We start from the raw sequence: 6629 nt of genomic DNA, 5'->3' as shown, positions 1-6629 counted from the left end.
ACAGAGCGTCCAGACCCCACTGCTCCACCGGGTCCAGCATCATCCGGAACGGCTGGCAGATGATCCCGTACGCATCCGTCGGCATCGACACCGAACGAGCCGCATCCACCGCCGTCTGCAGACGACCCTGCAGGCCCTCGAGAGCCTTGGCGTGCGCGTCCAGCGCCTCCGCGGTGACACCGAAACCACCGGCAGTCATCGGTCTTCCCCCTCAGGTGCGCAGAGCTGAGCGATCAGGTCAGTACGGACTCGCCACCGAAGTCGTCATCGTCGTCCCTGGGAGGACGGCGGCGCGGCGGCGCGGCAGGAGGTGGCGGGGTGCGGGTGATCGCCTGCTCCTCCTCGTCGGCGTTGAAACGAGGGCCCGCGGGAGCCGGCGGGACGGGGTCGTCGGACGGAGGCGCCGGGAAGTTCTTCTTGGCCTCGTTGAACAGCACGTTGGCCGTCTCGTCCTGGGTGCCGATGGTGTCGGCCATCGCTTCCTGCAGCAGCTCGGGGATGCGCGACTGGGCGCGCTGCAGGCACTTCATGATCTCGCCGCTGACCTCCGCCATCCGCTTGTCGCGGGCGGTCTCGGCGATCACCAGGTTCTGCAGGATGCCGTTCGAGCCGATGGTGAGCTCGATGGAACCGTCGGACGACCGCTCGCTGATGGTCATGCCCTGCACGCGCGTCGCCATCTCCTGGTAGCGGTTGGCGCGTTCTTTGACGTTCCGTTCCCAGTCGGAAACCATTCGCTCGGACTCGGCGATGTCCTCGGGCACCGTGGTGTCCCTCCCCGTACGCGGCGGTACGCACTCGTTCTTCAGGATGACGCAGCGCTTCGCCAACGGGTTCCGAGTGAAGCGCAAATCGTCCGGACAGACCAACGGCGTTCCCCTGAGCGCATCAGGGGAACGCCGCGGTTGAAAGAAGAGGTCAGCTGACGCCGAGCAGGTCGACGACGAAGATGAGGGTCTCGTTCGGCTTGATCACGCCACCGGCGCCGTGCGCGCCGTAGCCCAGGTGCGGCGGGATGACGAGCTGACGGCGGCCGCCGACCTTCATGCCCGCGACGCCCTGGTCCCAGCCCGCGATGACGCGGCCGCCACCGAGCGGGAAGTCGAACGGCTCGCGGCGGTCCCACGACGCGTCGAACTGCTCGCCGGTGGAGTGCGACACACCGACGTAGTGGACCGTGACGTGCTGGCCGGGCTCGGCCGTGGCGCCGTCACCAACGGTGATGTCCGTGACGACCAGCTCGGCGGGCGGCGGCCCGTCGATCGGGGCGATCTCGGGCTTCTGCGCGGCCATGCGATGTCCTCCTCGAGTCGGAATTGCTCCGCGCGAGTCAATCATGCCGACGCGGGAGCGGCCGATTGGCCTACGTCTACTGGCTCTTGTTGCCGCACCCACGGTCTGTTGATCTATGAAGGCCCCCTTCCTGACGGGGGCGCACAACTGAAGGAGAATGATCATGGCGGAAACCCTGCACCGCCTGCGGTCATGGCTCGGCGTGCTGCTGGTGGCGATGGTGCTACCAGCGGCGAGCGTCAGCGTGGCCTCAGCTGATCAGCCCGACGGTGAGGTCGGCACCCAGATCGTCGGTGGCACGCGCGCGAGCACGTCCACCTACCCGTGGGTCGTCTACCTCGCGACCTCCAGCGGATTCCAGTACTGCGGCGGCACGCTGGTCGCTCCCAACAAGGTCGTCACGGCCGCGCACTGCACCGAGGGCGACTCGCCGTCGGCCGTGCGCGTCGTCGCGGGCCGGGACGACAAGAACTCCACCGCGGGCACCGTCGCGAAGGTCACGAAGATCTGGATCCACCCGAGCTACCAGGACGTGACGATCGGCAACGACGTCTCGGTGCTCACGCTGGACCGCAACCTGTCGCAGCGCACGATCCCGTTCGCCACCTCGGCGGACAGCGCCCTGTACGCGGCGGGCACCAGCTCCCGCATCCTCGGCTGGGGCACCACCTCGTCCGGTGGTTCGGCCAGCCGCTACCTGCTCACGGCAACGGTGCCGCTGACCAGCAACTCCACCTGCAAGACGGCGTACGGCACGGACTTCAACGCCACGCACATGGTGTGCGCGGGCTACTCGCAGGGCGGCACGGACACCTGTCAGGGTGACTCCGGCGGCCCGCTCGTCGCGGGCGGCAAGCTGATCGGCATCACCTCGTGGGGCGAGGGTTGCGCGGACGCCGGTTACCCCGGCGTGTACTCACGCGTCTCGACCTACGCGACCGCGATCCAGCAGCAGATCAACTCCTGAGTGACCGCGCGGGCGTCTTCGGACGCCCGCGCAACCCTTTCGGGTGATCCGTCCGTCCTGGTGACATGACCGGAAGATGGGTACTGGCCGGAACCGCCCTGGCCATCGTCGTCGGCGTCACCGCCGCGAACCCCTTTGGCGATGAACAGGCTCCGCCGCAGCCGATCGCGGACACCGGCCCGGTGCGCCTCATCGCGTTCGACTCGTGCGACGCCGCCCTCACCGAGCTCCGCCGCGCCGCGCTGCCCCACGTCACCGCGTACGGCTTCGGCGGCGCCCCGTACATGACCGCCGAGGCGGACGCCAGGGTGTCGGCGGCCGACTCGGCGGGCAAGGCGGCCACGCCGCCCATGCAGGCACCGCAGGAGCACTCGTCGACCAACACCCACGAGCAGGGCGTCGACGAGCCGGACCTGGTGAAGACCGACGGCCAGCGGATCGTCTCGATCACCGACGGCAAGCTGCGCGTCATCGACGTGAAGTCGAAGAAGGTCACCGGCACGCTCGACTTCCCCGCGCAGGCCACCCAGCTGCTGATGCACGGCGACCGCGCGCTGGTCGTCAGCTCCGGCGGCTACATCTACGACCGGCCGGGCATCGCGAAGCCCGTTCCGCCGGACGGGCAGCAGTTCTTCGACGGCACGCAGCTGATGCTCGTCGACCTCGCGGGCCCGCCGCGGATCATGGGCACGCTGAAGACCGAGGGCGTCTACGTCGACGCCCGGCAGACCGACGGCACCGCGCGCGTCGTCATCCGCTCCACGCCGCGGATCCCGTTCATCTACCCGGACGGCACCATCGACGAGCTGGGCGCGATCCGGAAGAACCGCGAGATCCTCGGCTCGGCGCCGATCGACACGTGGCTGCCGCGCTACGAGCTGGAGCTCGAGGGCAAGAAGTCCAGCGGCACCCTCGTCGACTGCGCGAAGGTCAGCCACCCGGTCATCCACACGGCGACGTCGATGCTCACCGTGCTGTCCTTCGACCTGCCGCGCGAGCTGGGCACCGGCCAGCCCGTCTCGATCGTCGCGGACGGCGACACCGTCTACGGCTCCGGCAAGAACCTGTACGTCGCGGACGACCACCGGCTGGCGCGGCAGATCATGCCGCAGCGGCCGAACATCGTGCCGACGCCCGCGGTCACCGCGATCCACCAGTTCGACACCAGCAAGCCGGGACCGCCCGTGCACGTGGCGTCCGGCGAGGTGAAGGGCACGCTGCTCAACCAGTACGCGCTGTCCGAGCACGACGGTCACCTGCGCGTCGCGACGACCACCGGCAACGAGTTCACCTGCTGCTGGCGCGCTGACCAGCCGCAGTCGTCGCAACAGGCACTGACGCAGAGCAGCGTCACCGTGCTCGCCCGGCAGGGCAACACCCTCGCCGAGACCGGCCGCGTCGACGGACTCGGCAAGGGCGAACGCATCCGCGGCGTCCGGTTCGCCGGGGACATCGGCTACGTCGTCACGTTCCGGCAGACCGACCCGCTCTACACGCTCGATCTCAAGGATCCGAAGCAGCCGAAGACCGTCGGCGAGCTGAAGATCACCGGCTACTCCGCCTACCTGCACCCGATCGGCGGCGGCAAGCTCATCGGCATCGGCCAGGAGGCGACCGACCAGGGCCGCGCGACCGGCACTCAGGTGTCGCTGTTCGACGTCAGCAACCTGGCCGCACCGCGCAGGCTCGCGCAGCACCACCTGCCGAACTCCAACTCCGAGGCCGAGTTCGACCCGCACGCGTTCCTCTACTGGCCCGCCAACGGGATGCTCGTCATCCCGATCATGTCGTTCGACCGCGCCAGCACGTCGGGGCCGGTGTCCGGCTCGCTGGTGCTGCGCGTGCGCGACGGCGCGTTCACCGAGGTCGGCACGCTGCAGCAGCGGGCGTCCGGCTTCGACAACGGCGCGCGGCGCGCGATCGTCATCGGCGACCAGCTGTGGACCGTGTCGTCGATCGGTGCCAGCGCCAACGCGATGGACGGGCTGGCCGAGCAGGCGTGGATCCCGTTCAGCTGACCCGAGGCTGAGCCTGTGGCGAGAGCAGGCGGTGCGCGAGAACCGTGCCGCCTGCCATCGCCGCCGGGATCACGACCAGCGCCGCCAGCGGGATCAGGCACAGCAGGTAGGTGGGCACGGCGAACCCCAGCACCACCGCGCGGCGACTGGCCAGCGCGCGGCGGCGGTCCTTGAGCGAACGGCCGCGCCGGATGAACGGGACGCCCGTGAGCTCGATGCTGAGGAGGTAGGCGTTGACGCTCACCGCGATCACCGGGATGACGGTCTGCCCGATGAACGGGATGAACCCCATGAAGAAGAGGGGAATCGTGAAGAGCAGGGACAGACCGATGAGCAGCACCGCGTCGCGGATGCCGATGACGAAGCAGCGCCACCACCCGGCCTGCTCGGCCTCGGGCACGCCGCCGAGCTCGTCCTCGACCTGCTCGGCGATGTACTCGTAGAACGGGCCGCCGATGATGAGGCTGACCGCGGTGAACAGCAGCACGCTCAACCCGAGCGCCGCCACGACGAACGACACGCCGACGGCGACCTGCACGGCGACGCGCAGACCCTCCGACCAGTCGGACGCGAAGCCCGTCGCCCACGCCGAGAGCTCGTTGATGTTCGACGCCAGCAGCACGATGCCGCCGATCATCAGCACGGCCGTGAGCAGCGCGGGGAGCATGCCGACCAGGACCCTGCGGGGAGAGCTGAACACGAGCTGGAAGCCGCGCAGCAGCAGGCGCGAGCCGGATCCGAAGTCCCGCAGTACCTTGATCACCGCAGGAGCATAACCACGCACCGTGTCCGGCAATCCAACCGTTGGCTTCTTCCGGTTCGGCCTGCGGTGAACCACCCTAGGGAGTGGGCGGAGTGCACACAGGTCGTTCGGACAGGCATGATCGGGTGCAACCCCTGCTCGCCGAAACGGGAGGCGGAGCGAGTTGAGCACACCAGCGAAGAACGCCGTCGTGGTCCCCGACGGTCCGCTGCCCATGCTGCCGCCGGCCATCTGGGAGTCGAGAGAGATCCGCGACGCGGTCGCCGCCGAGTCGCCGGGAGCGGTCGTCGCGATCGCCCGCAAGGCGCACGGCCTGCGGCAGGACGAGCTGGGCACGCTCGCCGGCTTCTCCCAGTCCGCGATCTCCCGGCTCGAGTCGGGCAGCAACATCGCCTACGACATGCGCGTGCTCAGGACGTTGCAGCGGCTGCTCGGCATCCCCGCGCACCTGCTGGGCCTCACCGACCGCACGATCCCGATCCGCTCCGGTGAGGCGCGCAGGCTCACCAGCGGCGTGCCCGAGTTCGCCGGGCTGGACACCGTCGCGAAGGATCTCGTCGTCGGCATGGAGGGCAAGGCGCTGATGGCGTTGTGCGCCTCGGCCGTGTTCGGCGCCGCCACGCCCGGCGGCAGCGTGTCCGACGACGCGATCACCCAGCTGCTGGTGCTGCGCCGCATCGTCAACGACGCGCACAACTTCCGCGGCACCGGCGCTCTCATGCCCGCCGTGCGGTCGATGTACGACTTCATCGACGTGCTCCGCCGGTCCGCGCGCGGCGACCTGCGCCGCAAGCTGCTGGGCGTCGGCGCGATGTACGCCGAGTTCTACGGCTGGCTGCACGAGGAGATCGGCGACATGCGCGGCGCGTGCCAGTGGACGAGCCGCGCGCTCGAACAGGGCCAGGCCGCGGACGACCGCGACGTCGTCGCGTACTGCTACGTGCGGATGAGCCAGCTGGCCGAGGTCGACGGCGACGACGACCGCGTCATCGGGCTGGCGCGCGCCGCGCAGCGCGAGACCGGCGCGAGCGAGGTGGTCCGCTCGATGGCGCTCAAGCAGGAGGCACGCGGACTGGCGCGCGCGGGCAGCGACCTGTGCATGAACCGGCTGGAGCTGTCGACGCAGCTGGTGCTGCGCGCCGAGCGGCCGCCGTCGGACCAGTACTGGATCGGCTACTGCTACACCGAGCACCACGTCGCGATGCAACGCGCCTCGTGCTGGATCGACCTGGAGGGCTACCGCCAGGCGATCCGGGAGTACGAGGACGTGCAGCAGCGCTGGGGCCAGATCTGTCAGTGGGAGCAGGGCGTCCACACGGCCAAGCTGGCCTACGCGCACGCCGCTCGCGGTGACTCGGAAATCGCCGCGGGGCTCGGTTTCGCGGCGCTCGATCTCTACCGCGCGACGGGTTCATTGCTGATCGTCAACGAGCTGAAAAGGCTCGAGCCCTACGCTCAGTCTGTGCAAATTGCAGAGCTCACGGAGGCTGTCACCCACATGCGCTAGCGAAGTATGCGGATTCCGCATACGCAACCCGCAATTCGTATGGAACCCTCCCAGTTTTCCGGCCCGCACCTCACGATCTAG

7 protein-coding genes are annotated in these 6629 nt (G+C 69.3%); 3 read left to right on the top strand and 4 right to left on the bottom strand.

The window, feature by feature from the left end; translation table 11 throughout:
* The 3 genes from FKR81_RS35845 to FKR81_RS35835 form a co-directional block, all read right to left on the bottom strand.
* On the bottom strand, positions 1 to 199 hold a 199-nt coding region (locus FKR81_RS35845), incomplete at its 3' end, for a type VII secretion target (protein ID WP_268891597.1).
* Positions 200 to 233: 34 nt separating this feature from the next.
* Positions 234 to 764 carry a YbaB/EbfC family nucleoid-associated protein gene (locus FKR81_RS35840; protein ID WP_146358663.1) on the bottom strand — a complete coding sequence of 177 codons (531 nt, stop codon included), beginning with the start codon at positions 762 to 764 and terminating at the stop codon, positions 234 to 236.
* A 154-nt stretch (positions 765 to 918) separates the two neighbouring features.
* Positions 919 to 1293, bottom strand: coding sequence for an FKBP-type peptidyl-prolyl cis-trans isomerase (locus FKR81_RS35835; protein ID WP_146358662.1), 375 nt, complete (start codon positions 1291 to 1293; stop codon positions 919 to 921).
* Between the two features lie 163 nt (positions 1294 to 1456).
* Here FKR81_RS35835 and FKR81_RS35830 point away from each other — a divergent pair, with 163 nt between their 5' ends.
* A complete protein-coding gene (locus FKR81_RS35830) occupies positions 1457 to 2260 on the top strand; it encodes a S1 family peptidase (RefSeq protein ID WP_146358661.1) in 804 nt (267 codons plus the stop codon).
* 65 nt (positions 2261 to 2325) lie between these two features.
* Positions 2326 to 4278: a beta-propeller domain-containing protein gene (locus tag FKR81_RS35825; protein ID WP_146358660.1), complete on the top strand. Its 1953-nt coding sequence runs from the start codon at positions 2326 to 2328 to the stop codon at positions 4276 to 4278.
* Here the strand turns inward: FKR81_RS35825 and FKR81_RS35820 are convergent.
* Positions 4271 to 5041: an EI24 domain-containing protein gene (locus tag FKR81_RS35820; protein ID WP_235922088.1), complete on the bottom strand. Its 771-nt coding sequence runs from the start codon at positions 5039 to 5041 to the stop codon at positions 4271 to 4273. The genes FKR81_RS35825 and FKR81_RS35820 overlap by 8 nt on opposite strands.
* A 163-nt stretch (positions 5042 to 5204) precedes the next feature.
* Between FKR81_RS35820 and FKR81_RS35815 the strand changes: the two genes are divergently transcribed.
* A complete protein-coding gene (locus FKR81_RS35815; RefSeq protein WP_235922079.1) occupies positions 5205 to 6548 on the top strand; it encodes a helix-turn-helix domain-containing protein in 1344 nt (447 codons plus the stop codon).
* Positions 6549 to 6629 lie beyond the last annotated feature (81 nt).

The organism is Lentzea tibetensis (assembly GCF_007845675.1).
GTDB classification, from domain to species: Bacteria; Actinomycetota; Actinomycetes; order Mycobacteriales; family Pseudonocardiaceae; genus Lentzea; species Lentzea tibetensis.
Note: the sequence above shows the minus strand (reverse complement) of the source record. Positions and strands in the feature narration are given on the sequence as shown.

Excerpts from the sequence above, each read along its gene's own strand:
- FKR81_RS35825 (WP_146358660.1), top strand. The coding sequence starts at position 2,326 with ATGACCGGAAGATGGGTACTGGCCGGAACCGCCCTGGCCATCGTCGTC.
- FKR81_RS35835 (WP_146358662.1), bottom strand. The coding sequence starts at position 1,293 with ATGGCCGCGCAGAAGCCCGAGATCGCCCCGATCGACGGGCCGCCGCCC.
- FKR81_RS35830 (WP_146358661.1), top strand. The coding sequence starts at position 1,457 with ATGGCGGAAACCCTGCACCGCCTGCGGTCATGGCTCGGCGTGCTGCTG.